23 protein-coding genes and 2 pseudogenes are annotated in these 24301 nt (G+C 67.0%); 8 read left to right on the forward strand and 17 right to left on the reverse strand.

Annotated features, from left to right (window positions below; all coding sequences use genetic code 11):
• The 3 genes and pseudogenes from ACH107_RS11665 to ACH107_RS11675 all read left to right on the forward strand — a co-directional run.
• A pseudogene (locus ACH107_RS11665) lies at positions 1-683 on the forward strand (pyruvate dehydrogenase); the annotation flags it as partial.
• Positions 684-696: 13 nt separating this feature from the next.
• Positions 697-2120, forward strand: a pseudogene (locus ACH107_RS11670) (NAD-dependent succinate-semialdehyde dehydrogenase).
• A gap of 9 nt (positions 2121-2129) precedes the next feature.
• Positions 2130-3011, forward strand: a complete 882-nt coding sequence (locus ACH107_RS11675; protein WP_412506018.1) for a 2-oxo acid dehydrogenase subunit E2 — start codon at positions 2130-2132, stop codon at positions 3009-3011.
• 73 nt (positions 3012-3084) lie between these two features.
• Here the strand turns inward: ACH107_RS11675 and katG are convergent, their stop codons facing one another.
• A complete protein-coding gene (gene katG, locus ACH107_RS11680; protein WP_412506019.1) occupies positions 3085-5256 on the reverse strand; it encodes a catalase/peroxidase HPI in 2172 nt (723 codons plus the stop codon).
• A 119-nt stretch (positions 5257-5375) separates the two neighbouring features.
• Here katG and ACH107_RS11685 point away from each other — a divergent pair, with 119 nt between their 5' ends.
• From ACH107_RS11685 to ACH107_RS11695, 3 genes are all read left to right on the forward strand, one after another.
• Complete coding sequence (locus tag ACH107_RS11685; protein ID WP_310702694.1) at positions 5376-6290, forward strand: hydrogen peroxide-inducible genes activator; 915 nt, start codon at positions 5376-5378, stop codon at positions 6288-6290.
• Positions 6291-6394: 104 nt separating this feature from the next.
• On the forward strand, positions 6395-6862 hold the full coding sequence (locus ACH107_RS11690) for an NUDIX hydrolase (protein ID WP_412506020.1): 468 nt from the start codon (positions 6395-6397) through the stop codon (positions 6860-6862).
• 61 nt (positions 6863-6923) lie between these two features.
• Positions 6924-7346 (forward strand): DUF1178 family protein, encoded by a 423-nt coding sequence (locus tag ACH107_RS11695; protein WP_310691411.1) that lies wholly within the window; start codon positions 6924-6926, stop codon positions 7344-7346.
• A gap of 4 nt (positions 7347-7350) precedes the next feature.
• On the opposite strand, the gene ACH107_RS11700 is transcribed toward ACH107_RS11695, so the two are convergent.
• The 3 genes from ACH107_RS11700 to ACH107_RS11710 all read right to left on the reverse strand — a co-directional run bounded on the left by ACH107_RS11700 (position 7351) and on the right by ACH107_RS11710 (position 9557).
• Positions 7351-7881, reverse strand: coding sequence for an adenine phosphoribosyltransferase (locus ACH107_RS11700; RefSeq protein ID WP_412506021.1), 531 nt, complete (start codon positions 7879-7881; stop codon positions 7351-7353).
• A gap of 25 nt (positions 7882-7906) precedes the next feature.
• Positions 7907-8773: an S-methyl-5'-thioadenosine phosphorylase gene (locus ACH107_RS11705; protein ID WP_412506022.1), complete on the reverse strand. Its 867-nt coding sequence runs from the start codon at positions 8771-8773 to the stop codon at positions 7907-7909.
• 175 nt (positions 8774-8948) lie between these two features.
• Entirely contained in the window at positions 8949-9557 is a 609-nt protein-coding gene (locus tag ACH107_RS11710; RefSeq protein WP_412506023.1) for a flavin reductase family protein, read from the reverse strand.
• Between the two features lie 76 nt (positions 9558-9633).
• On the opposite strand from ACH107_RS11710, the gene ACH107_RS11715 reads away from it, so the two are divergent.
• Both ACH107_RS11715 and ACH107_RS11720 read left to right on the forward strand, forming a co-directional pair.
• The gene (locus ACH107_RS11715) at positions 9634-10119 is read left to right on the forward strand and encodes a GNAT family N-acetyltransferase (RefSeq protein ID WP_412506024.1); all 486 of its coding nucleotides are present in this window, start codon (positions 9634-9636) and stop codon (positions 10117-10119) included.
• 44 nt (positions 10120-10163) lie between these two features.
• The gene (locus ACH107_RS11720; RefSeq protein WP_412506025.1) at positions 10164-10976 is read left to right on the forward strand and encodes an EcsC family protein; all 813 of its coding nucleotides are present in this window, start codon (positions 10164-10166) and stop codon (positions 10974-10976) included.
• 29 nt (positions 10977-11005) lie between these two features.
• Here ACH107_RS11720 and ptsP read toward each other — a convergent pair whose 3' ends face one another.
• From ptsP to cyoE, 13 genes are all read right to left on the reverse strand, one after another.
• Entirely contained in the window at positions 11006-13243 is a 2238-nt protein-coding gene (gene ptsP / locus ACH107_RS11725) for a phosphoenolpyruvate--protein phosphotransferase (protein ID WP_310702693.1), read from the reverse strand.
• A 147-nt stretch (positions 13244-13390) separates the two neighbouring features.
• Positions 13391-14629, reverse strand: a complete 1239-nt coding sequence (locus ACH107_RS11730) for an aspartate kinase (RefSeq protein WP_310691404.1) — start codon at positions 14627-14629, stop codon at positions 13391-13393.
• A gap of 58 nt (positions 14630-14687) precedes the next feature.
• Positions 14688-16100 carry an FAD-binding oxidoreductase gene (locus ACH107_RS11735; protein ID WP_412506026.1) on the reverse strand — a complete coding sequence of 471 codons (1413 nt, stop codon included), beginning with the start codon at positions 16098-16100 and terminating at the stop codon, positions 14688-14690.
• A gap of 36 nt (positions 16101-16136) precedes the next feature.
• Positions 16137-16952 (reverse strand): MBL fold metallo-hydrolase, encoded by an 816-nt coding sequence (locus ACH107_RS11740; protein WP_310691402.1) that lies wholly within the window; start codon positions 16950-16952, stop codon positions 16137-16139.
• A 149-nt stretch (positions 16953-17101) separates the two neighbouring features.
• On the reverse strand, positions 17102-17479 hold the full coding sequence (locus ACH107_RS11745) for a DUF4168 domain-containing protein (protein WP_310691401.1): 378 nt from the start codon (positions 17477-17479) through the stop codon (positions 17102-17104).
• 176 nt (positions 17480-17655) lie between these two features.
• Positions 17656-18240 (reverse strand): GNAT family protein, encoded by a 585-nt coding sequence (locus ACH107_RS11750; RefSeq protein WP_310691400.1) that lies wholly within the window; start codon positions 18238-18240, stop codon positions 17656-17658.
• Positions 18240-19505, reverse strand: a complete 1266-nt coding sequence (locus tag ACH107_RS11755; protein ID WP_412506027.1) for a M16 family metallopeptidase — start codon at positions 19503-19505, stop codon at positions 18240-18242. The genes ACH107_RS11750 and ACH107_RS11755 overlap by 1 nt, the downstream gene beginning before the upstream one ends.
• Positions 19502-20890, reverse strand: coding sequence for a threonine synthase (thrC, locus tag ACH107_RS11760; protein WP_310691398.1), 1389 nt, complete (start codon positions 20888-20890; stop codon positions 19502-19504). The genes ACH107_RS11755 and thrC overlap by 4 nt, the downstream gene beginning before the upstream one ends.
• Positions 20887-21570 (reverse strand): SURF1 family protein, encoded by a 684-nt coding sequence (locus ACH107_RS11765; RefSeq protein WP_412506028.1) that lies wholly within the window; start codon positions 21568-21570, stop codon positions 20887-20889. Before ACH107_RS11765 ends, thrC begins: the two co-directional genes overlap by 4 nt.
• 111 nt (positions 21571-21681) lie before the next feature.
• On the reverse strand, positions 21682-22482 hold the full coding sequence (locus tag ACH107_RS11770) for a cytochrome c oxidase subunit 3 (protein ID WP_310691396.1): 801 nt from the start codon (positions 22480-22482) through the stop codon (positions 21682-21684).
• Between the two features lie 27 nt (positions 22483-22509).
• Complete coding sequence (locus ACH107_RS11775; RefSeq protein WP_412506029.1) at positions 22510-23136, reverse strand: cytochrome c oxidase assembly protein; 627 nt, start codon at positions 23134-23136, stop codon at positions 22510-22512.
• Positions 23133-23351, reverse strand: a complete 219-nt coding sequence (locus ACH107_RS11780) for a hypothetical protein (protein ID WP_412506030.1) — start codon at positions 23349-23351, stop codon at positions 23133-23135. Before ACH107_RS11780 ends, ACH107_RS11775 begins: the two co-directional genes overlap by 4 nt.
• 3 nt (positions 23352-23354) lie before the next feature.
• A complete protein-coding gene (gene cyoE, locus ACH107_RS11785; protein ID WP_412506031.1) occupies positions 23355-24287 on the reverse strand; it encodes a heme o synthase in 933 nt (310 codons plus the stop codon).
• Positions 24288-24301 lie beyond the last annotated feature (14 nt).

The raw sequence follows: 24301 nt of genomic DNA on the forward strand, positions 1-24301 counted from the left end.
CCCCCGCACAGGATGCAAGGCCGGAGCCTGAGGCCAGACCGGCCCGGAAACCGGCCCCGGCTGCGCCGCGGCCAACGGGCGGGCGCATCCTTGCCTCGCCCAAGGCGCGGCGGCTGGCGCTGGAACAGGGGCTCGACCTGGCCCGTCTGGCCGAGGCGGGCTATCCGCAGCCCTACCATGTCAGCGATCTTGAAACCCTGCGCAGCCTGCCCGCCGCCTCCCCCGCAGCCGAGCCAGGCGCAGCCAGCCGCCGTCTTGTGGCAGAGGTCCCCGAAGATGGCATGCCGGGATTTGCGGCATGGGCGGCCGAGGCGCATGGCCTGTCGGATGCCGATGTCATCCTTGCCGCACTGGCGGCCTCCTCCATGCCCGAGTCCGGCCCCGTCGCGGTGGAGCGATACGGACAGACAAGAACCTATGCCCTGCCCGCCGACCGCGCCCTCTCGGGCGTCGCCGAGACCGAGGAGGCGCCGGCCCTGGTCCTGCGCGACCTGCGCGGCAGCCGGCTGAGCAGCATCGAGATGGGCGGCGAGCCGACTCCGGTTCTGACCCTGACGCCGAACGCGGCGGGCCTGACCCTCACGCTGGAATGCGCCCCCTCCCAGATGGACGCCCGGGCCGCGATCCAGCTTCTGACCGACTTCGCGGGCCGGGTGGAGCAACCGCTCCGCCACCTGCTCTGACCTGGAGACCGACATGGACTATACCGATCTCTACATAAACGGCGAATGGCGCGCGACCGACACGCGGTTCGACGTGATCAATCCCGCTACCGAAGAGGTGCTGGCCTCGGTCCCCTCGGCCGAGATTGCCGACGCCGACGCCGCCCTCGATGCCGCCGAGGCGGCCATGGCCGACTGGGCCGCACGCAGCCCGCGCGACCGCTCGGAGGTGCTGCGCAAGGCCTGGGACCTGATGACCGCACGCCTGGATCACTTCGCCCACCTGATGACGCTGGAGAACGGCAAGGCCGGCGTCGATGCACGGGGCGAGGCCGCCTATGCCGCCGAATTCTTCCGCTGGTTCGCCGAAGAAGCCGTGCGCGCCGATGGCCTGACACCCATGCCCCCGCCTCGGGCGCGCGCATCGTGGTGCAGCACAAGCCGGCGGGTCTGGCCGTGCTGGTCACGCCGTGGAACTACCCTGCCGCCATGGGCACCCGCAAGATTGCCCCGGCGCTGGCCGCAGGCTGCGGCGTGATCATCAAACCCGCCTCGGAAACCCCGCTCACCATGCTGGCGCTGATGCCCCTGCTGGAAGAGGCAGGCGTGCCCAGGGGCCTGGTCAACGTGCTGCCGTCCAAGCGCACCGGCGCGCTGGTCGATCACCTGCTGCATGATCCCCGCGTGCGGGTGGTCAGCTTTACCGGTTCCACCGGAGTGGGGCAGAAACTGCTGAAATCCGCCGCCGACCAGGTGCTGAAACCGGCCATGGAACTGGGCGGAAACGCCCCCTGCATCGTCTTCGAGGACGCCGACATCGAGGCCGCGGTCGAGGGCACCATGCTGGCCAAGATGCGCAACCTTGGCGAGGCCTGCACCGCCGCCAACCGCATCTACGTGCATCAGGACGTGGCCGAGGACTTCACTCGCCGCCTGACCGAGCGCATGGCCGCGCTCAAGCTGGGCGACGGCACCGACCCGTCCGTGGATGTCGGCCCGCTGGTCAATGCCGACACCCGCGACAAGGTCGCCGCCTTCGTCGCCGATGCCGTGGCCAAGGGCGCCAAGATCGAATGCGGTGGCACGGTGCCCGATGGGAAAGGGTATTACTACCCGCCCACGGTGCTGTCAGGCGTCACCGAGGATGCGGACTGTGTCCATGACGAGATCTTCGGCCCCGTCGCAGCCCTGCAGACCTTTTCCGACCAGCAAGAGGTGATCCGGTGCGCCAATGACACCGAATACGGCCTTGTCGCCTATGTCTTCTCCGAAGACTTCAAGCGCGCGATGCAGGTCTGCGAGCAGCTCGAGTTCGGCATGGTCGGCCTCAACCGCGGGCTGGTCTCCGATCCGGCCGCGCCCTTTGGCGGCGTCAAACAGTCGGGCCTGGGCCGCGAGGGCGGGCACGAGGGCATGCTGGAGTTCATGGAAACCCAGTATATCTCGGCCAGCTGGTAGGGGGTGGTAATGTCGGAAATCATCGCAAGCCCCTCCACCCGCCGCCTGGCGCGGGACAATGACGTGGATATCGAGGCCCTGGCCAGGCGCCTCGGCCGCACCACGATCGGCCCCGAGGACATCACCGGCCCCGCCGCCGCGCCTGCCGGGGACGGCGGCGACACCTCCTACTGGGACGTGGATCACAGCCAATACGGCCCGGTGCGTGAGGAACCCATGAGCCGCTTCGCGCAGGTGGCATCGAAGAACCTTGCCGCCGCGCAGGCGCTGATCCCGGCGGTGACGCATCACGACCGCGCCGATGTCAGCGCCATCGAGGCCTTCCGCAAGCCGCTGAAATCCGAGGCGCAGGCGCGCGGCGTCAAGCTGACCGCTCTGGCCTTCCACGTTGCGGCCCTCGCCCGCAGCCTGCGGGGCTTTCCGCGCTTCAACGCCTCGCTCACGCCGGATGGCGAGACGCTGGTGCTCAAGGACTATGTCCACATCGGCATCGCCGTGGATACGCCGCACGGGCTGATGGTGCCGGTGATCCGCGATGCGGACACCAAGGGGCTGTGGCAGATCGGGGCGGAGATTGCCGACCTCGCCGCCCGCGCCCAGGCCCGCAAGATCGGGCCGGATGAAATGGGCGGCGCCTCGATGACGATCACCAACCTCGGCGGGATCGGCGGCACGGCCTTCACCCCCATCGTGAACCCGCCCGAGGTGGCGATCCTCGGGATCACCCGGACCGAGACGGTCACGGTCTGGGATGGCGACACGCCGCGCCCGGTGCCCATGGTGCCGCTGGACCTGTCCTACGATCACCGCGTGATCAACGGGGCCGAGGCCGCACGGTTCCTGGCGCACTATGCTGCCCTGATCGGCAATCCCCGCAACATGATGGTCTGAGACAGACCGCTGCACGAAAAAAACGGCGCCCCGCGGGCGCCGTTTCTCATTTTTTCCGATGCTATCGCGCGGATCAGGCCAGGTCGTAGCGGTCCGCGTTCATGACCTTGGTCCAGGCGGCGACGAAGTCCTTGACGAACTTCTCTTTCGCGTCGTCCTGGGCGTAGACCTCGGCATAGGCCCGCAGGATCGAGTTGGAGCCGAACACCAGGTCCACGCGGGTGGCGGTGTAGGCGGTCTCGCCGGTCTTGCGGTCGACGATGGCATATTCGTTCTTGCCCGTCGGCTCCCACTTGTAGGACATGTCCGTCAGGGTCTCGAAGAAGTCCGTCGTCAAAGCGCCGGGCGTCTTGGTGAACACACCATGCGTGGTCCCGCCATGGTTGGTGCCCAGAACCCGCATGCCCCCGAGCAGAGTGGTCATCTCGGGTGCTGTCAGGCCCATAAGTTGGGCACGATCCAGCAGCAGTTCCTCGGCCGCGACTTCGTAGTCCTGCTTCATGAAGTTGCGGAACCCGTCGGCCATCGGTTCGAGATAGGCGAAGCTCTCGGCATCGGTCATCTCGTCGGTGGCGTCCCCGCGGCCGGGGGCGAAGGGCACCTGGATGTCGACACCCGCAGCCTTGGCGGCCTGCTCGACCCCGAGGTTCCCGGCCAGAACGATCACATCCGCGATCGAGGCGCCGGTCTCCTTGGCGATTGGTTCCAGCGCGTCCAGCACAAGGTTCAGCCGCTCGGGCTCGTTGCCCACCCAGTCTTTCTGCGGGGCAAGGCGGATACGCGCCCCATTGGCGCCGCCGCGCAGGTCCGACTGACGGAAGGTCCGCGCGCTGTCCCAGGCGGTGGCGACCATGTCCGACACCGACAGGCCGGCATCGGCGATCTTCGCCTTGACGGCGGCCACGTCGTACCCTGTGGGCCCGGCAGGCACGGGGTCCTGCCAGATCAGGTCCTCTTGCGGGGCATCGGGGCCGATGTAGCGGATGTTTGGTCCCAGGTCGCGGTGGGTCAGCTTGAACCAGGCGCGGGCGAAGGTATCGGCGAAATAGTCCGGATCCTCCATGAACTTCTCGCAGATGGCGCGATAGGTCGGGTCAATCTTCATCGCCATGTCGGCGTCGGTCATCATCGGCATGACACGCTTGGTCGGATCGGTGGTATCGACAGGCATGTCCTCTTCGCGGATGTCGACAGGGCGCCACTGGTTGGCCCCGGCGGGCGACTTGGTCAGCTCCCATTCATAGCCGAACAGCAGCTTGAAATAGCCCATGTCCCACTGGGTGGGGTTGGTCGTCCAGGCGCCTTCGATGCCACTGGTCACGGCGTTGGTCGCCTTGCCGTCCAGATGCGGATTGACCCAGCCGAAGCCCTGGCTGTCGACCTCGGCAGCCTCGGGTTCGGGGCCCAGCGCCTCGGCATCGCCGTTGCCGTGGGCCTTGCCGACGGTATGGCCCCCGGCGGTCAACGCCGCGGTTTCCTCGTCATTCATGGCCATGCGGGCAAAGGTCACGCGGACCTGCTCGGCGGTGTTCATCGGGTCAGGCTGGCCGTTCACCCCCTCGGGGTTCACATAGATCAGGCCCATGTGGACAGCCGCCAGCGGATGGTCCAGCGTGTGCGGCTTCTGGATGTCCTCGTAACGCTGGCTTGCGTCGCCGACGAACTCGTTCTCCGCGCCCCAATAGACATCCTTTTCGGGGTGCCAGATATCTTCGCGCCCGAAGGAGAAACCGTAGGTCTTCAGCCCCATGGATTCATAGGCCATGGTGCCGGCCAGCAGGATCAGGTCGGCCCAGGACAGCTTGTTGCCGTACTTCTTCTTGACGGGCCACAGCAGACGGCGGGCCTTGTCGAGGTTGCCGTTGTCGGGCCAGGAGTTCAGCGGCGCGAACCGGATGTTGCCATGGCCACCGCCACCGCGCCCGTCCTGGATGCGATAGGACCCGGCCGAGTGCCAGGCCAGACGGATCATCAGCCCGCCGTAGTGGCCCCAGTCGGCCGGCCACCAGTCCTGGCTGTCGGTCATCAGCGCCTTGACGTCTTCCTTGACCGCGTCAAAATCCAGTTCCTTGACCTCTTCGCGGAAATCGATGTCGCCCAGCGGGTCCGGCTTGCGGTCATGTTGATGCAGAATGTCGAGGTTCAGGGTCTTTGGCCACCATGCGGTAACCGACGGTTCGGCGGACGTGAGCCCGCCATGCATCACAGGGCACTTGCCCGCCTTATCAATGTCGTTTCCGTCCATCTTGTCCTCCGGGTATGGGATGTTGGCACACCAATCGGTGTATCGACTTGCAAACAACATAGGCGTTCGGTGGAATTAGTTTAAGTTGAATATTCTGATTGGCTTGATAATTTTATGTTATGGCGTCGATGACCCTCAAGCAGATGCACTATTTCGAGGCCCTGGCCCGGCACGGCCATTTCGGGCGGGCGGCGGCCGCCTGTGCCGTCAGCCAGCCCGCACTGTCCATGCAGATCAAGGACATGGAAGACCGGCTGGGCACGCCGGTCTTCGAGCGTGGCCCGCGGCACGTCCGGCTGACCGCCTTCGGGGAACGGGTCGCCGCGCGGGTGCGCGACATCCTGCGCGCCGTCGAGGAACTCGACGACCTGGCCCGCGCCTCGCGCGATCCCCTCGCGGGGCCCCTGCGGATCGGCGTGATTCCCACCATCGCGCCCTACCTGCTGCCCCGCATCATCGGCGAGATGTCGCGCCTGCACGACGGCCTGGAAATCAACGTGCGCGAGACCCTGACTTCAACCCTGATCGAGGAGCTGACGCGCGGGCGCATCGACATGGCCATCGTCGCCCTGCCGGTGTCCGAACCCGCGCTGGAGGAAGTCGCCCTGTTCGAGGAGGACTTCGTGCTGGTGCGGCCGGCAGCCGACGCCGATCAGCCCGTTCCGGCCCCCGAACGCCTGCCCGAGATGCGCCTTCTGCTGCTCGAAGAGGGGCACTGTTTCCGCGACCAGGCGCTGTCGTTCTGCAACCGCCCGGCCCGCGCCCCGCGCGAGGTGCTGGACGGCTCGACCTTGTCCACGCTGGTGCAGATGGTCGGCGCCGGGATCGGCGTCACGCTGATCCCGGAAATGGCCGTCGCGGTCGAGACCCGCTCGGCCCCGGTCTCGGTCGCGCGGTTTCCCGCCCCCGCGCCGCAGCGCACCATCGGCATGATCTGGCGCCGGACGAACCCCCTGGCCGACCGGCTGGCCACCATAGCCGGGGTCGTGCGCGCGGCCGCCCGCGACGCCCGTGATCCGCGGATCACCCCCTGATGCGCGCGATCTGCTGAATAACCCTTTGGCGCGAGGAGAATCTGCGATATCGTAGTGCCCTAAGACGTGCGGGTCCGGCCCGCAGCAAGTCAACGACGGCAGGCATGGCAAAACAGGACACCGAACAGGCACGGATCAGCCTTGGCGCGGCCGGCAAGACCGATGTCCGCACCCAGTTCGGTGCGCTTTGCTATCGCGTGAAAAACGGCGAGTTGCAGTTCTGCCTGGTCAGCAGCCGCGGCACCGGGCGCTGGCTCGTGCCCAAGGGCTGGCCCATGGACGGCGAGACCCCCGGCCAGGCCGCTGCGACCGAAGCCTGGGAAGAGGCCGGGATCGAGGGGCGCGTGCGCCACCGCCCGCTTGGCGTCTACAGCTACTACAAGACCCACAACACTGATGCCCTGCCCTGCGTGGTCGTCGTCTTTCCGCTCAAGGTGAAAAAAGCGCACAGCCGCTGGCCCGAGTGCAAGGAGCGCCAGCGCCGTTGGGTCCCCCGCCGCAAGGCCGCCCGGATGATCGACGAACCCGAGTTGCGACAGATGATCCTGCGTTTCGATCCGAAACTGGTCTGATTGCCAAGACCGGGAAACGGCCCTATCTCGGAATGATCCGAAACAGTGCGCCGGGGTCTCGATGATCCACTACACGCTCACCTGCGACCGGGACCATCAATTCGACAGCTGGTTCCAGTCCTCCGCCGCCTACGAGACGCTGCGCGACGCGGGCCAGGTGGCCTGCGTGACCTGCGGCTCGAACCGTGTGCGGCGCAGCCCGATGGCGCCCAGCATCGCCAAGGGCGGGGCAGATCCGGCCCCGAGGCTGGATGCCCCGAAATCGGAAGCCGAACAGGCCATGGCCACGCTGCGCCGGAACATCGAGGAAAACAGCGACTATGTCGGCCTCTCCTTCGCCCAAGAGGCCCGCGCCATGCACGAGGGCAAAGCGCCCGAACGCGCCATCTACGGCGAAGCAAAAGCGGGCGAGGCCAAGGCGCTGATCGAGGATGGCATTCCCGTGGCCCCCCTGCCCTTTGTTCCCAGGCGCAAGGCGAACTGACCGCTCAGGCGCCCTCGAAAGCACACAGCGCATGAACCTCCATGCCCAGTGCGTCCAGCCGCTTGCGCCCGCCCAGTTCGGGCAGGTCGATGACAAAGGCGCAGCCCGTGACCGCACCGCCCAGCCGCTCGATCAGCCGGATGCCCGCCTCGGCGGTGCCGCCCGTGGCCAGCAAGTCGTCGACCACCAGAACCGTCTGGCCGGCCGCGATGGCATCGTCGTGCATCTCCATCACCGCCTCGCCGTATTCCAGCTGGTAGGGCTGCTCGATCACCGCGCCGGGCAGCTTGCCCGCCTTGCGGATCGGCACGAAGCCCGTGCCGAGCTGGTGCGCCATGGCCCCGCCCAGGATGAAACCGCGCGCCTCCAGCCCCACGACCACGTCGATGTTCGCGCCCGCGTAGGGGTGCAGCAATTGATCCACCGCCATGCGAAACCCGCGCGGATCGGCAAACAGCGTCGTGACATCGCGGAACATGATGCCCGCCTGCGGGAAATCGGGGATCGTGCGGATATAGTCCTTCAGCGTCTTCATGGGCGCGGCTCCTTTCAGGAAACTTTCACAGAACGCGGCCGGCCACCGCATCCAGCTTGCGCAGCAGGCCGGGATCGCGCGACTCGGGCGCGGTCAGGATGGCATGGTCCAGCGCCCGGTCACAGCCATGCGGGCAGGCCGCGTCATGCGCCAGCCGCTCGGGCAGCCCGGCGACCGTGCGGCGCGCCTTGTCGGCATTGGCGCCAAGGGTGGCGATGATCTCGGCGATATCGACGCTGCCATGGTCCGGGTGCCAGCTGTCGTAATCGGTGATCATGGCCACCGAGGCATAGCAAAGCTCGGCCTCGCGGGCGAGCCGCGCCTCGGGCATATTGGTCATGCCGATCACGTCGCAGCCCCAGACATCGCGGTAGAGCCGCGATTCCGCCTGGGCGGAGAACTGCGGCCCCTCCATGGCCAGGTAGGTGCCGCCCCGATGCACGGTGACGCCCGCGGCCTCTGCCGCAGCGGCACAGCTCCCGGCCAGCCGCGCACAGACCGGGTGGGCGAGGCTGACATGGGCCACGCAGCCGGTGCCGAAGAAGCTGCGCGCCCGGTCAACGGTGCGGTCTATGAACTGGTCCACGACGACGAAATCGCCCGGCGCCATCTCCTCGCGGAAAGATCCGCAGGCCGAGACGCCGACCACATCCGTGCAGCCCAGCCGCTTGAGCGCGTCGATATTGGCGCGATAGGGCACGGTGTTCGGGGCATGGACGTGCCCGCGCCCGTGCCGCGGCAGGAAGGCCAGCCTGACGCCGCCGACCTCACCCACAAGGATATCGTCCGAGGGCGCGCCCCAGGGCGTCGCCACGGGGTGCCAGTCGGCCCGCTCCAGCCCCGGCAGCTGATACAGCCCCGATCCCCCGATTATCCCGATCATGGCCGCCATCGCACCCTCCGTCATGGTCCTCGGCCAGATTGCCGAAACCCGCCCCGGTTGTGAAGCGGGCAAACCGCCGGGGCAACTTGAAATCCTGCGGAAATTCCGGGCATCCGGGACGGCGGACGGGGCGATGGTGCCGGGCCGGGCCCGGCAATGCGCGGCGCATCGCCGTCACGCGCCGTCATGACTCGCCCGGACGACTGAGCGCAAAGACCTCGCGCACGGCGGTGTAGTCGCGATATCCCAAGCGCGCGAGCGGGACGAACCGGGTCACGTCAAAGCGACCGTCCACCAGGCAGTCCGCGCGCATGTGCACGCCCGTCACCGCGCCGAAGACCACGATGTTCGCAGCACCGGGCAGGTCCACGACCCGCGTCAGCCGGCACTCGAGCGCCGCCGGGGCCTCGGCCACGCGCGGGCAATCGATCGTCTCGCAGGCGGCTCTGGCAATGCCCGCCTCGGTGAACTCATCCACGCCCCACGCCCAACCGCCCGAGGTCCGGTTCATCGCCTCCCGTGCCTCGAACGCGACGATATTGACCGCAAAGACCCCGGTGTCGCGGATATTGGCCACGCTGTCCTTGGTGCCCGCCCGGTCGGGCTTGGCCGAGGTCGAGGCAAACATGACCTGCGGCGGCTCATAGGCAACCGCGTTGAAAAAGGAATAGGGCGCGAGGTTGTCCACCCCCTCCGCCCCGCGCGTCGAGATCCAGCCGATGGGCCGGGGGGCAACGATGGCCCCGAAGGGATTATGCGCCAGGCCGTGGCCCTCTTCTGGACGGTAGAACATCAGTTTCTCCAAGCATTTGCCGTGGTTTGGCCCCCATGCTACCGAGCATCGCGGAAACAACAAGAAAGACCGGCGCATGGACCTGCGTCCCGAACGCGACGAGGACTGGTGGGAGGTCGAAGCCCTTTTCGACCTGTGCTTCGCGCCCGGGCGCGAGGCACTGTCCTCCTATCGGCTGCGCGACGGGGTGCCGCCCGTGGCCCCGCTCTGCCTTGTGTCGCGCGATGCCGATGGCATCCTGGGTGGGGCGATCCGCGCCTGGCCCGTGCGCATCGGCACACAACGGGCGATCCTGCTGGGTCCTGTCGCCGTGCACCCGACACGCCAGGGCGAGGGGCTGGGCGGCTGGCTGATCCGTGCGCAGGTGGCCGAGGCGGCGCGCCAGGGCTGGGATCGGGTCATCCTGGTGGGCGATGCGCCCTATTACGCGCGCTTCGGCTTCGACCGGCTGAGCGAGGTGCGGATGCCGCCCCCCACCAATCCCGACCGGGTGCTGGGGCTGGCCCTGAAACCCGGCGCCTGGGACGGGATTGCCGGCGAGGTTTGCCGTCTGTTCGATTGACCCTTTGCAATTGAAAAGCCCCCCACCCTCCCCATCTTCTGGTCATGACAGACGAGTCCGAGACCATGCGCCTGGTCAATCCAGACCTGCCGCCCGTACCGCTTGACGACGCGGCCCTTGCCGCCATCGCGGCGCTTGCGGCCCGGCAGCACGCGGCCAACAGCCTGTTGATGCAATTGATCAACTTCGTCGGTGGCCAGGTCGAGGATGGTCTGCGACTTCTTCCGCCTGAGCAGCGCGCCCGGCTCGAAGCGGCGGCAAGCGCCGCCCTGCGCCAGTCTTACGATCTGGCCGGGCGCAGCCGCCAGGGCGCCATGGCGCGCATCGCCGCCTCGGACAGGGGGCACCGGGCCCTCGCCACGCTCTCGGGCGCGCTGGGGGGCCTTGGCGGTCTACCCACGGCGCTGGCCGAACTGCCCGTGGCCACGACGGTGATCTTCCGCTCGGTCCAGTCGGTGGCCGAGGCCCGGGGCGAGGACCCGAAATCGCAAGAGACCCGCCTGCAATGCCTGCAGGTCTTCGGCGCGGGCGGACCGGGGACGGGAGATGACGGGATCGACACCTCTTTCATCGGGGCACGGCTGACCCTGACGGGGGCGGCGCTCAACAAGCTGCTGGCCCGGATCGCGCCGCGCTTTGCCACGGTGATCGGCCAGAAACTGGCCGGGCAAGCGGTGCCCGTCCTGGGGGCCGCCGCCGGGGCGGGGACGAACTATGCCTTCATGGATTACTACACCCGCGTCGCGCAGGTCCACTTCGGGCTGCGCGCACTGGCCCGCATCCACGGGGAAGAGGCTGTTCTGACAGCCTTTCATGCCGAGTTGGCGCGGCTGCAGCGGCCGATCCTCGAGGCCTGACGCGCGGCCGGCGCCTGTCGCGCCGCGGATCAGCCGCGCAGGGCCTCGATCACGGCGTGCCGGACCGACTGATCGCCCTGCACCCGGGCCGCGTCCATGGCCGCTTTGACCCGGTCCAGGTCGACCTGACGCAGCAGGTGCTTGACCGGCCCGATCGAGGCCGGGCGCATGGACAGCGTCCGCAGGCCAAGCGCGGCGAAGCACACCGCCTCGATGGGCCGGCCGGCGTCCTCGCCGCAGAAGCTGACGGGGGTGCCCAGCGCCGCGCAGCGGTCGATCAGCTGTTCCAGGAACGTCAGGAAGCTGACGTTGAGCGTGTCATAGCGCCGCCGCACACGTTCGTTCTCGCGGTCGGCGGCAAAGAAGAACTGCTTGAGATCGTTGCCCCCGATGGACAGGAAATCCACTTCCCGGAAGAACGGGTCCGGGGCGAAGGCCAGGCTGGGGGTTTCCAGCATCGCCCCGACCTCGACGGTGTCGGGCAGGGGGTGGCCCAGGCGGCGTTCGCGGTCCATGGCCTTGTCGAATTCGGCCCGGGCATCGCGGAATTCCTGCAGTTGCGCGACGAAGGGGAACATCACCGTCAGCGGACGCCCGGCGGCGGCCCGGATCAACGCCTGCAACTGCATCCGCAGCACGCCCGGTTTTTCGAGGCCCACGCGGATCGCCCGCCAGCCCATGGCCGGGTTGGGCTCGTCGTTTGGCTTCATGTAGGTCAGCACCTTGTCCGACCCGATATCGAGCGTGCGAAAGGCCACGCGCTTGTCGCCCGCCGCATCCATCACCCGGGCATAGAGCGCCGAAAGCTCGGCCCGCTTGGGCATCTGGTTGCGGATCAGGAACTGCAACTCGGTCCGGAACAGGCCCACCCCTTCGGCCCCCGACGAAGGAAGCGAGGGCAGATCGGCCATGAGCCCGGCGTTCATATTCAGGGAAAGGGTCTGGCCGCAGCGGGTGGTGGCGGGCTGATCGACCAGCGAGGCATAGCGCTCCTGCGCCGCCGCCTGCATGGCGATCTTGTCGCGAAAGGCCGAGCGCACGGTGTCGTCGGGCCGCAGGTGCACGATCCCCTGCTCGCCGTCCACCAGGATCGGATCGCCGTTCAGGGCCTCGGTGATGATGTCCTTGGCATGGATGACGAGCGGGATCGCCCAGGCCCGCGCCACGATGGCGGCATGGCTGCCGACGGACCCTTCCTCGAGCACGATCCCCTTGAGCACCTTGCCGTAGTCCAGCAGTTCGCCCGGCCCGATGTTGCGCGCCACCAGCACCGGGTTCTCTGGCAGGTCCGCGCCGGTATCGCTGCCCTGCCCGGTCAGGATGCGCAGCAGGCGGTTGGACAGGTCGTCGAGGTCGTGCAACCGGTCGCGCAGGTAGGCATCCTTGGACTGCCCCATGCGGGTCCGGGCCAGCGACTGTTCCTTTTCCACGGCCGCTTCGGCCGACAGGCCATTGTCGATGTCGTCCTGCATCCGCTTGAGCCAGCTGCGCGAATTGGCGAACATGCGATAGGCTTCCAGCACGTCCTTCTGGTCGGCGCTGACGGCCGCGTTGCGCGCCAGCATCTGGTCCACCGACAGCCGCAGGGTGTCGATCGCATCGGCCAGGCGGGCCTTCTCGGTCTCGGGATCATCGGCGATCGGGTTGGTGACCACCACGCGGGGTTCGTGCAGGAAGACATTGCCCCCCGCCGCACCTTCCTGCGCGACGGTGCCGCGGAACATCACCGGCTGCTGGTGCCGGGCCGAAAGCGCCGCGCCCTCGCCTACGAAGATGCCCAGTTCCGTCATCTCGGCCAGCACCATGGCCACGACTTCCAGCGCGTAGACCTCGTCGGCGGTGAACTCGCGCACCGCCTTGGACTGGACCACGAGAACCCCCATGGTGTCGCCCAGCCGCTGAATCGGCACACCGCAGAAGCTGGAGAAGCGCTCCTCGCCCGTCTCGGGCATGTAGCGAAAGCCCCTGGCAGCCGGCGCATCGGCTGTATTGATCACGTCACGCGCCTTGGCGACGCGGCCCACCAGCCCCTCGCCCACGCGCATCCGGGTCTGGTGCACAGCCTCCGCGGCAAGGCCTTCGGTCGCGCAAAGCTCCAGCGTATCCGCATCGCGGAACAGGTAGATCGAGCAGACCTCGGTGCGCATCGAACAGGCGATCAGCCCAACGATCCGGTCCAGGCGTTCCTGGCCGGCATCGTCTTCGGCCATGGCATCGCGCAGCCGACCAAGCAGCTTGCGGCTTTCGGTCTCCAAAGTCTCGGGCATGTCCCTCGTCCCTGCCGGTATTCTGCCGGGCATTCGGCCTGCTATAGCAGACCTGCCACTGCAAAGAGAACCGCGTTATCGTGATCGCGCCCGACGATTGCACGCGGGATGGCCCCTTGTCACGCGCGGCGCATGGGCCTGAGGGCCTCAGTCGGCCTTTTCCAGCTCAAAGGCGTCATGCAGCGCCTGCACCGCAAGTTCCATGTACTTGCGGTTGACCAGAACGCTGATCTTGATCTCCGAGGTGGCGATGACCTTGATGTTGATGCCCTCGTCCGACAGCGTCTTGAACATGGTCGCGGCCACCCCGGACTGGCTGCGCATGCCGATGCCCACGGCGCTGATCTTGGCCACGTCCGTGTCGGCCACCAGGTCGTGATAATTGATCTCGCCGCTGGCCTTGGCCGTGTTCAGGGCCGTTTCGGCGCGGGATACCTGATCCACCGGGCAGGAAAAGGTCATGTCGGTGCGGCCCTCTTCGGAGATGTTCTGGATGATCATGTCCACGTTCACGCCCGCCTCGGACAACGGCCCGAAAATGGCGGCGGCGATGCCGGGGCGGTCGGCCACCGAGATCAGGGTCATCTTGGCCTCTTCGCGGCTGTAGGCGATTCCGGATACGGGGCGGTTTTCCATCACGTCCTCCTCGTCGCAGACCAGGGTGCCGGCCGCGTCGGATTGTTCCTCGAAACTGCTGAGCACCCGCAGTTTCACCTTGTAGCGCATGGCCAGCTCGACCGAGCGGGTCTGCAGCACCTTGGCGCCCAGGCTGGCCAGTTCCAGCATTTCCTCAAAGGCGATGCGGTCCAGCTTGCGGGCCTTGGCGGCGATGCGCGGGTCGGTTGTATAGACACCGTCGACATCCGTATAGATGTCGCAGCGTTCCGCGCCGAAGGCGGCGGCGAAGGCCACGGCGGTGGTGTCCGACCCGCCCCGGCCCAGGGTGGTGATCCGGCCTTCGGGGCTGACGCCCTGGAACCCGGCCACGACGGCCACGCGCATCCCTTCGGCGAACTTGCCCGCGATGTTCGCGGTCGGGATCTCCTCGATCCGGGCGGTGGAATGGGCGGCGGTCGTTTTGACAGGAACCTGCCAGCCCTGCCAACTGCGCGCAGGCACGTCCATTTCCTGCAGCGTCAAGGCCATCAGCCCGGCGGTGACATTCTCGCCGGAACTGACGATGGCATCGTATTCGCGGGCATCGTAAAGCGGGCTCGTGTCGCTGACATAGCCGACCAGCTTGTTCGTCTCGCCCGCCATGGCCGAAACGATGACGATCACGTCGTAGCCCTTGGACACCTCGACGCCCACGCGCTTGGCCGCGCGGCGGATGCGGTCGGGGGTGGCAACGCTGGTGCCGCCGAATTTCATCACGAGAACTGGCATGTCCGGCCCTTGGTTCGATCCGCGCCCTCTTATGCGCAAGCCTTCCCGAGGGCAAGCGTCACCGCCGCCGCAGCACCGCCCCGGGATTGAGGATGCCCTGCGGGTCGAGCGCCTGCTTGATGGCGCGCATGGTGGCCAGTTTCACCGGGTCGGCGTAGCGTTCCAGATCAGCCACTTTCAATCGCCCGACCCCGTGTTCGGCGCTGATCGACCCGCCCATCGCATGCGTCAAGTCGTGGACGGCGCGTTTGACCGCCGCGCGCTGGTGGTCGTGATCGCTGCGGCTGTGGCCCGGCCGGGAAAAGACGTTGTAATGCAGGTTTCCGTCGCCCAGGTGGCCGAAACAGTTTATGCGGAAATCCCCCACCTCGGCCAGCTTGCCGGGGGCCTGCGCGATGAAATCGGGAATCGCGGAGAGCGGCAAAGAGATGTCATGCGAGGAAACCGCGCCGATCACCCGGTTGGCCGAGGGGATGCTCTCGCGGATCGCCCAGAGATCGCGCGCCTGCTGCACGGACTGCGCGATGGTGCCGTCCTCCGTCAAGCCCTGGTCCAGCGCCGTGGCGAATAGTGCCTCGAGCGCGCCTTGGGCATCTTGCCCGGCCCCGAAGCCGATCTCGGTCAGCACGCACCAGTGGGGGATGGGATCGAGCGGGCGCACATGGTCGATCCCGGCCTCGGCCAGGAAATCGAAGCCCTGCCGGTGGATCAGCTCGAAGGCCGATATCGTCTCGCCCAGTTGCGCCCCGGCCAGCGCCAGCAGTTCCAGCGCCGCCTCGGGGCCGGGCACGGCGAAAAGCGCCGTGGCGGTTTCAACAGGGCGCGGCATCAGTTTCAGCGTGGCGGCGGTGATGATGCCCAGCGTGCCCTCGGCCCCGATCATCAGGTCGCGCAGGTCATAGCCAGTGTTGTCCTTGCGCAGCCGCGACAGCCCGTTCCAGACCGTGCCATCGGCCATGACGACCTCCAGCCCCAGGCATTGGGCCCGCGCGTTGCCGTAACGCAGCACGTTCAGCCCGCCGGCGTTGGTCGCCAGCAAGCCGCCGATCCGGGCGGACCCTTCTGACGCGAGCGAAAGCGGAAACAGCCGGTCCACGCCCTCGGCGGCGGCCTGGATATCGGCGAGGATCGCGCCCGCCTCGACCTCCATCGCGTTTTCCGCGGCGTGGACCGCGCGGATCGCGGCCATGCGGTGCAGCGACAGGATGACCGGCGCGGGGTCGGCTTCGGTGATCTGGCCGCCGACAAGGCCGGTGCCGCCGCCATAGGGGATGACCCCGACACCCGCGTCGGCACACAGCCGCACGACCTCGGCCACTTCTTCGGTGCTGGCGGGGGCCACGACCAGGCCCCGCCCCTGCCAGCGCCCGCGCGGTTCCTGCAGGTAGGCGGTGCTGTCCTGGAGCAGGCCCTTCGGCCCGAGGCGGCCGCGCAGGGACTCTTGCAGATCGGGGGTGACGGCATTCAGCATGGGTGCGTCAAAGCACGGGCCTGCGGGGCGGGCAAGTCACTCGGCCAGGACTTCCGGTTCCAGCACCATCACCGTCGGCCGCGACGGCAGGGTCTGCAGCGACAGCGTGATATCGGGCCCATCGGTGCGCACCACGTCGTAGCCGCTGACCTCCATGTCGGTCAGAAAGGACTCGAGCGTGCGGCGCCCGAACCAGTGCATCGGGATCACCACCGAAGAGCGCAGCCTGTCCATCACCCGCAGCAAGGCCTCATGGCGCAGGGTCAGCCCGCCATCGACCGCGGCCATGACCACGTCGAGCCGGCCCAGCATGGCATATTGGGCGTCGTCGGGTTCATGGTGCAGGTGACCGAGGTGACCGACACAAAGCCCCGCGACCTCGAACACGAAGATCGAATTGCCGCTCTCGCGCACTGCCGACCCGTTGGACCGCACATCGGTATGCACATTGCGGATCAGCATATCGCCCAGGTCCAGGTCGTGATCGCGTGGCTGGCCGTTCACCGCCCAGCCTTCCAGAACATGGGCAATCGCCGGATCGGGCGCGCGGGTGAAATGGGTGGAATGGGCGTTGTTCATCGTCACCACGTCGGGGATGAAATCCACGTTGCCATACCAGCCGGTGAAATCGGTCATGGCCGAGACGGTCTCGGACTGGATCAGGAACATGGCGTGGTCGAGGTAGGAAATGCGAACGGTCTCGTCGGCGACCGGATCGCGGAAACTGGCGCGGTGCAGATACTCCATCCCCGGCGCCTGCGCGAAGGCGCGGCAATGAGACGGGATGCGGTCCTGCGCCAATGCGGCGCCGGAGGTAACAAGAAAGACAATTGGCAGGATGTAGCGGATCATGACAGGCCCTCCTGCGGCGAATGATAGCGCAGCGGCGGGGAAAGTCAGCTTTTTCCGAACACCCGCCGGACAGCCCCTGTCATGAGAAGAAAAGCCCGCATGCCGGTCCATCGGCATGCGGGCGGACTCAGTCGCCATGATGGGGGCGTTCAGTTTTCCATGCGCTCGCTCAGTTCGGCGCTCAGGTCGGGATCGTTCTGGGCCAGTTCGAGGATCTCGACATAGCGCTCGACATCCATCTCGGGCGTCTCGTTCACCGCGGCCACCATTTCGGCGCGGGCCTCTTCCATCAGCTGTTGCTGCTGGGCTTCGTCGCCTTCGGCTTCGCCAAGACGGGCCGCGTAATTCTCTTCGATCTCCATGACCGAATCGAGCGCTGCGACAAAGGCATCCAGTTCGCCATCTTCCACATCCGCGGGTGCGGCAGGCGCTTCGGTGTCCTGTGCGACGGCCGGGACGGCGGCGAGGGATGCAACAGCCATGCCGGTGGCTGCGAGCGTGGTGAAGAAGGTTTTCTTGAGGGTCATGTCGATCCTTTCCGGGGTTGCTTGCGTTCGCGATCCCCACCTAATTCACCGAAATGAAGAAGCCAAACAGCCCTGCGAAAATCCGCCCAAGTGGGCCTGAGGCATAGCGATTTTCTGCCTTTACATTAATTTCAAAGACGTTTCGTGCCCCGGGTCTGCGATGGGCCACTCAGGGCCTACCCCGCGTCGGTCTTGCCGCGCCGGTCGTGCCGCAGGTTGGCGTAGAGCACGTGATTGCGCCAGCGCCCGTTGATCTGAAGATAGGACTGCGCCACGCCCTCGTACTTGTAGCCGCAGCTTTCCAGCAAACGGCGCGAGGCGATGTTCTCGGGCAGACAACCCGCCTCGATCCGGCTCAGGTCGAGCGTGGTGAAGGCGTGGTGCACCAGCGCCTCGATGGCCTCGCGCATGTAGCCCTGCCGGGCATGGGCCGCGCCGATCCAGTAGCCGGTGGTGCCGGCCTGCGCCGGGCCGCGCCGGATATGGTCCAGGGTGATCGCGCCCAGCAGGACCTCGTCGGCGCGCCGGACCAGGAAAAGCGGCAGCGCGGTGCCATTGGCGACCGAGCGCTGGGCCCAGTAGACGCGGTTGGTAAAGCTCTTGCGGGACAGGTGGTCGGGGGCCCAGCTTGGCTCCCACGCGGCCAGGAAATCGCGGCTTGCCTGACGCAGCGCAACCCAGTCGCGGAAATCCGTGTGCTGGGGCGGGCGCAACGTCAGGCGCTCGGTCTCCAGCCGCAGTTTCCGCTTCTGGCGCAGCATCACGCCGCGAGCCTCTCGCGCAGGGCCTCCAGCGACGGGGCACCGCCCACGGGCCCATAGAGCGCCATGGCCGTCCCGGCCCGGGTCAGCATGTCGGCGCCGAAGCTGCGCACATCGCCGGTCGTCACGGCATCGATGCGGCGGGTCGTCTCCTCGATGCTGGGCACCTTGCCCCAGATCGACAGCAGCCGCGCCAGCCGCTCGGCCCGGTTCGACGGGCTTTCCAGGCCCATCAGCATCCCGGCTTTCATCTGGGCACGGGCGCGCGCGACCTCTTGCGCGCTCATGTCCTCGGCGGCGCGTTTCATAGTGTCGATGGTCAGGTCGGCCAGCTCGCTCAGTTGCTCGCCCGAGGTTCCGGCATAGACTGTCATCATGCCGGTATCCGAATAGGCGCCTGTCTGGGCGAAGATCGTGTAGCACAACCCGCGAGTCTCGCGCAGGTCCTGGAACAGGCGCGAGGACATTCCGCCGCCCATCGCGATGGCATAGATCTGCGCGGCATAGATCCGGTCGGCACAGTAGTCCGGCCCCTCGAAGGCCAGCGCGAAATGGGCCTGCTCCAGCGTCTTGTCATGGCGCGCCTCGCCGCCGCCAAAGCGGGCGGGCGTGGCGGCATTGGCCGGCGCGCGGGGTGGCAGGTGGCCGAAATGCGCCTCGGCGAGTTTCAGCAGTTCCTTCGGATCAACGGCCCCGGCGGCAGCGAGGATCATCTGTTCGGGGCCGTACTGATCCTGCACAAAGCCAGCCAGGTCGTCGCGGGTGAAGGCGTTGACGCGCTCGGCGGGGCCAAGAATCGGGCGGCCGATGGGCTGACCCGGATAGGCCTGTTCCTGCAACCAGTCGAAGATGATGTCGTCGGGGGTGTCCAGCGCCTGGCCGATCTCCTGCAGGATCACGCCGCGCTCGACCTCGATCTCGCGCGTATCGAAGACAGGGTTGAGCAGGATGTCGGAAATCACGTCCATGGCCAGCGGCACGTCCTGTTCCAGCACGCGGGCATAGTAGGCCGTCATCTCGCGGCTGGTATAGGCGTTGATATAGCCGCCCACGTCCTCGATCGCCTCGGCGATCTGCAGCGCGCTGCGCTTGGCAGTCCCCTTGAACGCCATGTGTTCGAGAAAATGGGCGATGCCGTTCTGGTCGGCCCGCTCGTGGCGGCCCCCGGCATCGATCCAGATGCCAAGGGCGGCGGATTTGAGGCCCGGCATGACCTCGCAGACAACGCGAAAGCCGTTGGACAGGGTATGGATTTCGACAGTCACTTGGTGCGGCGCTCCCGGATCAGGGTTTCGAGGGCGGCCAGATCGTTGGCCACGGGGGTGACACGCTCGGGGCGGTCAAAGAGGTCGGCCATGCGCTCGGGCAGCGGGGGCCGGATGCCGCTGGCCTGTTCCACCGCGTCGGGGAACTTGGCCGGATGGGCGGTGGCCAAAGTGACCATGGGCGTCGGCCCCTGGTGCGCCTCGGCCACCTCGACGCCCACAGCGCTGTGCGGGCACAAAAGCTCGCCCGAGCGTGCGATTTCGGCGCGAATGCGCGCCAGCGTCTGCTCTTCCGAGGCGCGGCCGCTGTCAAAGGTCTCGCACAGCATCTCGATGGCGCCCTGACCCACGGTGAAGCCACCCTTTTCTTTCAACTCGTCCATCTGCGCGGCCACCACGGCCCCGTCGCGGCCATAGGCCTCGAACAGCGCGCGTTCGAAATTCGAGCTGACCTGGATGTCCATGGAGGGGCTGATCGAGGGCGTCACCCCCTGCTTGACCTGCGCGCCGGTCTGCAGCGTGCGGTGCAGGATGTCGTTGTGGTTGGTGGCCACGACCAGCCGCTCGATGGGCAGCCCCATGCGCTTGGCGATGTAGCCCGCGAAGATGTCGCCGAAATTTCCCGTGGGCACGGTGAAGCTGACCTTGCGGTGCGGCGCGCCCAGGCTGACCGCGGCGGTGAAATAATAGACCACCTGCGCCAGCACCCGGCCCCAGTTGATGCTGTTGACCCCGGCCAGGCCGACCGCGTCGCGGAAGGCGAAGTCGTTGAACATGTCCTTGAGACGGGCCTGGCAATCGTCGAAATCGCCCTCGACGGCCAGGGCATGGACATTGGCGTCGGTTGGCGTGGTCATCTGGCGGCGCTGCACCTCGGACACCCGGCCCTGCGGGAAGAGGATGAAGACATCCACGTTGTCCAGCCCCCGGAAGGCCTCGATCGCGGCCGAACCGGTATCGCCGGAGGTGGCGCCGACAATGGTGATCCGCTTGCCCGAGCGGGCCAGCGCGGCCTGGAACATCTGGCCGATCAGCTGCATGGCGAAGTCCTTGAAGGCCAGCGTCGGGCCATGGAACAGCTCCAGCAGGAAATGGTTGGGCGCCAGTTGCTTGAGCGGCGCACGGGCGGCATGACCAAAGCCCGCGTAGGCGGTGTCGATCAGGCGGCGGAACTCCGCGTCGGTGAAGGTCTCGCCCACGAAGGGGCGCATGACGGCAAAAGCGGCCTCTTCGTAGCTTTGTCCGGCCAGCCCGGCGATCTGCTCGGCGCTCAGGCGCGGGATTGTCTCGGGCACGTAGAGCCCGCCATCCCGCGCCAGGCCGGTCATCATGGTGTCTTCGAAGTCCAGCGCGGGGGCGGTGCCGCGGGTCGATACGTATTTCATGCCTGAGGGTCCTCGCGGCGAGTGCTGCGGCGCAGCCAGTAGAGGCTCATGGCCAGCCAGACCGCGGCCAGCGAGAACCAGGTGATCGCGTATTCCAGGTGGTCGTTGGCGATATTCACGGTGCTTACCGGCAGCGGGTCCAGCCGCGGATCATAGGCCGAAGCCCGGGACAGCACCACCAGCAGCGGCTCGGTCTCAAGGCGCTCGGCCATGGCGGCCACGTCGCGGCCGAACCAGATGTTCTCTTCCAGGTCGGGATCGGGGGTGGAGCTGTTCACGTCATCGGGCCAGAGCAAGGTGCCCGTCACCTCCGTCTCGGGGCGGGCCGGATCTTTCTGCTTGGCCTCCAGCGGCAAAAGCCCCTGGTCGAGCAGTATCCGGCGGCCCGTTTGCGTCTCGAAGCCCGAGATCACGCGATAGCCGGTCCCCTCCTGGGTGCCGGAGACCAGCACATGCAGTTCCGCGCCCGTGGGACGGCCAGCGAAGGTGACGGTGCGGTATTCGTCCTCGGCCTCGCTGACCTGTTCCGGCAGGAACACGGGGTCCGCCGCCATGCGCGCGTCGATCCCGGCCAGCACGCCCTCTTTCCACTCCAGCCGGTCCAGTTGCCAGACCCCCAGCCCGATCAGCACGGCCAGGCCGCCCAGGCCAACGAGGATTGGAAACAGAAGGTGTCGCATCAATGGGTCCGTGATTACGGTGCGTTTACGGCAAAACGCGCGAGGCGGCATGGCCCCGCGCGTCTTGTCCTGTCCTCTGACGTGGGTCAAGACCCGCCGCCGCGAAAGACCCTAGGCGCCCCAGACGTAAACCGAGGCGAAGAGGAACAGCCAGACCACGTCGACGAAGTGCCAGTACCACGCGGCTGCCTCGAACCCCACGTGCTTTTCAGGGGTGAAATGCCCCTTGTAGACGCGGATCAGGCAGACCAGCAGGAAGATGGTCCCGATGATCACATGTGCGCCATGGAACCCGGTCGCCATGAAGAAGTTGGCGCCGTAGATGTTGCCGGCCAGACCGAAGGCCGCGTGGCTGTATTCATAGGCCTGAAAACCGGTGAAGATCAGCCCCAGCAGCACCGACAGGATCAGCCCTTGCTTCATGTCGTTGCGGTTGTTCTCGTGCACCAGCGCATGGTGCGCCCAGGTCGCCGCGGCGCCCGAACACAGCAGGATCAGGGTGTTGATCAGCGGCAGGTGCCAGGGATCGAAGGTCTCGATGCCCGCCGGGGGCCACTGACCGTCAACCGCGGGGCTTTGCGGGCCCATCGGGTACATGGCGTGCTTGAAGAAGCTCCAGAACCAGGCAGCGAAGAACATCACCTCGGACATGATGAACATGATGAAGCCGTAGCGCAGCCCGATGCGGACCACGGGGGTGTGATCGCCCTGCTGGCTTTCGGCGACGACATCGGCCCACCAGCCGAACATGGTGTAAAGCACCGCCACCAGGCCGATCAGGAACATCCAGGGCGCCGAACCGTCCATCCAGAGCACTGCCCCGTAGAGCATCACGAAAGTTCCCACGGCCCCCAGCAAGGGCCAGATCGAGGGGTTGAGAATGTGGTAGTCGTGGTTCTTTTCGTGCGCCATTTTATGCGTTCCCTCGCGCGATATTGCTTATTGATCTTGGGGTCCGGCGACCGGGCCGGTCGCCAGTGTCAGCCGGGTATCCAGGGCGGCCTGCTGCTCTTCTTCGGGCAGCGGGGCCTGGTGGAAGGTGTACCCCAGGGTGATGGTGTGAACATACTGCCCTTCGCGGTCATCGACGATATCGGGGTCCACGAAGAAGCTCACGGGCATCTGCATGGTCTCACCCGGTTGTAGCACCTGCATTTCGAAGCAGAAACAGTCGATCTTCTCGAAGAAACCGCCCGCATCATAGGGGGCCACGTTGTAACTGGCGGTGCCCGCGATCGGCACATCGCTGGTATTGGTGGCCTCGTAGAAGGCCAGCGCCGTTTCGCCGATGCGAACCTCCATTTCCCGCTGCGCGGGCTTGAAGCGCCAGGGCATGTCGCGTTCGACCGAGGCGTCGAAGCGCACGGTCACCGTCTGGTCGAGGATCTCGTCGCTGCCGGCCGCGGCCACGCCGGTAACACCGCTAAAGCCCGTGACCCGGCAGAACCAGTCGTAAAACGGCACCGAGGCCCAGGCCAGCCCGCCCATGAGAACAACGACCGAGACAGCCTGTGCGGCGGTGCGCTTGGGACCGTCCTCGAAGCGGTTAAAGGGATTGAACTTCATTGCGCGTCCTCCTCGGCCTCGTCGCGGGCCACGTCTTCGAGCGCCGGCCGCGCAACATGGTCGAACCGTTCCATCTCGCGCGGGTCGTCGAGGGTCTGGACCTTCACAACCGTCAGGCCCAGCACCAGCGCGACGAAGGCCACCAGCAACAGGCCCAGCCCGACGTTGCGGTCCAGGCGGCGCTTGTGCAGTTCGTGTTCGACCTTGATCGCCATGGCTTACCAGCCTCCCAGGCCCTGGCCGCGCAGCACCGCCTCAAGCAGAAGCGCGCCGAAATGGCCAAACAGATAGTACAGAGAAACCTTGAAGACGCGCTTTTCGGTGGCATGGCTGTCAGCGTCGCTCGCCGCGTCGTCGCGCCGCCAGATGTCCACCGCACCCTTGAGGAACCACGCATTTAGGACAAGCGCCGCCGCCAGATAGACCGGCCCGCCGATGGAGGTGAAGGCGATGCCCAGCGCCACCGGCACCAGCGCGATGGTGTACCCCAGAATGTGGTTGCGAGTGACGCGGCGGCCATGGGTTTCGGTCAGCATGGGCACGTTGGCGTTGCCGTAGTCGGACTTCACGAAGAGCGCCAGCGCCCAGAAGTGCGGCGGCGTCCACATGAAGATCAAGGCGAACATCAGCACGCTTTCGGGCGCGATGCCGCCCGTGGCCACGGCCCAGCCCACCATGGGCGGAAAGGCCCCCGCGGCCCCGCCGATGACGATGTTCTGCGGCGTCGACCGCTTGAGCCACATCGAGTAGACGACGGCATAGAAGAAGATCGTGAAGGCCAGCAACCCGGCGGCCACCATGTTCGTGGCCAGGGCCAGCAGGACAACGGAAAAGCCCGAAAGCGCAAGGCCGATGCCCAGCGCCTCGCCGGGCTGGACCCGGCCAGAGGGGACGGGGCGCGACTGCGTGCGCTTCATCACGGCGTCGATGTCGGCGTCCCACCACATGTTCAGCGCCCCCGCGGCCCCCGCCCCCACGGCGATGCACAGGATGCCCACGAAGCCGATGTAGGGATGCACCGACCCGGGCGCGACCAGCAGACCCACCAGCGCGGTGAAGACCACCAGCTGCATCACGCGGGGCTTCATCAGGGCGTAGTAATCACCCATTCCCGCCTCGTAGGTGCCTGTCTGCTGCGTCACGTCTGTCATTGCGATCCCGCTGG

This window comes from Roseovarius halophilus (ex Wu et al. 2025), assembly GCF_047086965.1.

What these genes read in the sequence shown, in the direction of transcription:
- ACH107_RS11720 (WP_412506025.1), top strand. Translation starts at nt 10,164, where the DNA reads ATGACAGACGAGTCCGAGACCATGCGCCTGGTCAATCCAGACCTGCCG.
- ptsP (WP_310702693.1), bottom strand. Translation starts at nt 13,243, where the DNA reads ATGCCCGAGACTTTGGAGACCGAAAGCCGCAAGCTGCTTGGTCGGCTG.
- ACH107_RS11740 (WP_310691402.1), bottom strand. Translation starts at nt 16,952, where the DNA reads ATGATCCGCTACATCCTGCCAATTGTCTTTCTTGTTACCTCCGGCGCC.
- ACH107_RS11715 (WP_412506024.1), top strand. Translation starts at nt 9,634, where the DNA reads ATGGACCTGCGTCCCGAACGCGACGAGGACTGGTGGGAGGTCGAAGCC.
- ACH107_RS11745 (WP_310691401.1), bottom strand. Translation starts at nt 17,479, where the DNA reads ATGACCCTCAAGAAAACCTTCTTCACCACGCTCGCAGCCACCGGCATG.
- thrC (WP_310691398.1), bottom strand. Translation starts at nt 20,890, where the DNA reads ATGAAATACGTATCGACCCGCGGCACCGCCCCCGCGCTGGACTTCGAA.
- ACH107_RS11780 (WP_412506030.1), bottom strand. Translation starts at nt 23,351, where the DNA reads ATGGCGATCAAGGTCGAACACGAACTGCACAAGCGCCGCCTGGACCGC.
- ACH107_RS11770 (WP_310691396.1), bottom strand. Translation starts at nt 22,482, where the DNA reads ATGGCGCACGAAAAGAACCACGACTACCACATTCTCAACCCCTCGATC.
- ACH107_RS11700 (WP_412506021.1), bottom strand. Translation starts at nt 7,881, where the DNA reads ATGAAGACGCTGAAGGACTATATCCGCACGATCCCCGATTTCCCGCAG.
- ACH107_RS11705 (WP_412506022.1), bottom strand. Translation starts at nt 8,773, where the DNA reads ATGGCGGCCATGATCGGGATAATCGGGGGATCGGGGCTGTATCAGCTG.
- ACH107_RS11775 (WP_412506029.1), bottom strand. Translation starts at nt 23,136, where the DNA reads ATGAAGTTCAATCCCTTTAACCGCTTCGAGGACGGTCCCAAGCGCACC.
- katG (WP_412506019.1), bottom strand. Translation starts at nt 5,256, where the DNA reads ATGGACGGAAACGACATTGATAAGGCGGGCAAGTGCCCTGTGATGCAT.
- ACH107_RS11735 (WP_412506026.1), bottom strand. Translation starts at nt 16,100, where the DNA reads ATGCTGAATGCCGTCACCCCCGATCTGCAAGAGTCCCTGCGCGGCCGC.
- ACH107_RS11710 (WP_412506023.1), bottom strand. Translation starts at nt 9,557, where the DNA reads ATGTTCTACCGTCCAGAAGAGGGCCACGGCCTGGCGCATAATCCCTTC.
- ACH107_RS11730 (WP_310691404.1), bottom strand. Translation starts at nt 14,629, where the DNA reads ATGCCAGTTCTCGTGATGAAATTCGGCGGCACCAGCGTTGCCACCCCC.
- ACH107_RS11685 (WP_310702694.1), top strand. Translation starts at nt 5,376, where the DNA reads ATGGCGTCGATGACCCTCAAGCAGATGCACTATTTCGAGGCCCTGGCC.
- ACH107_RS11765 (WP_412506028.1), bottom strand. Translation starts at nt 21,570, where the DNA reads ATGCGACACCTTCTGTTTCCAATCCTCGTTGGCCTGGGCGGCCTGGCC.
- ACH107_RS11675 (WP_412506018.1), top strand. Translation starts at nt 2,130, where the DNA reads ATGTCGGAAATCATCGCAAGCCCCTCCACCCGCCGCCTGGCGCGGGAC.
- cyoE (WP_412506031.1), bottom strand. Translation starts at nt 24,287, where the DNA reads ATGACAGACGTGACGCAGCAGACAGGCACCTACGAGGCGGGAATGGGT.
- ACH107_RS11695 (WP_310691411.1), top strand. Translation starts at nt 6,924, where the DNA reads ATGATCCACTACACGCTCACCTGCGACCGGGACCATCAATTCGACAGC.
- ACH107_RS11690 (WP_412506020.1), top strand. Translation starts at nt 6,395, where the DNA reads ATGGCAAAACAGGACACCGAACAGGCACGGATCAGCCTTGGCGCGGCC.
- ACH107_RS11750 (WP_310691400.1), bottom strand. Translation starts at nt 18,240, where the DNA reads ATGCTGCGCCAGAAGCGGAAACTGCGGCTGGAGACCGAGCGCCTGACG.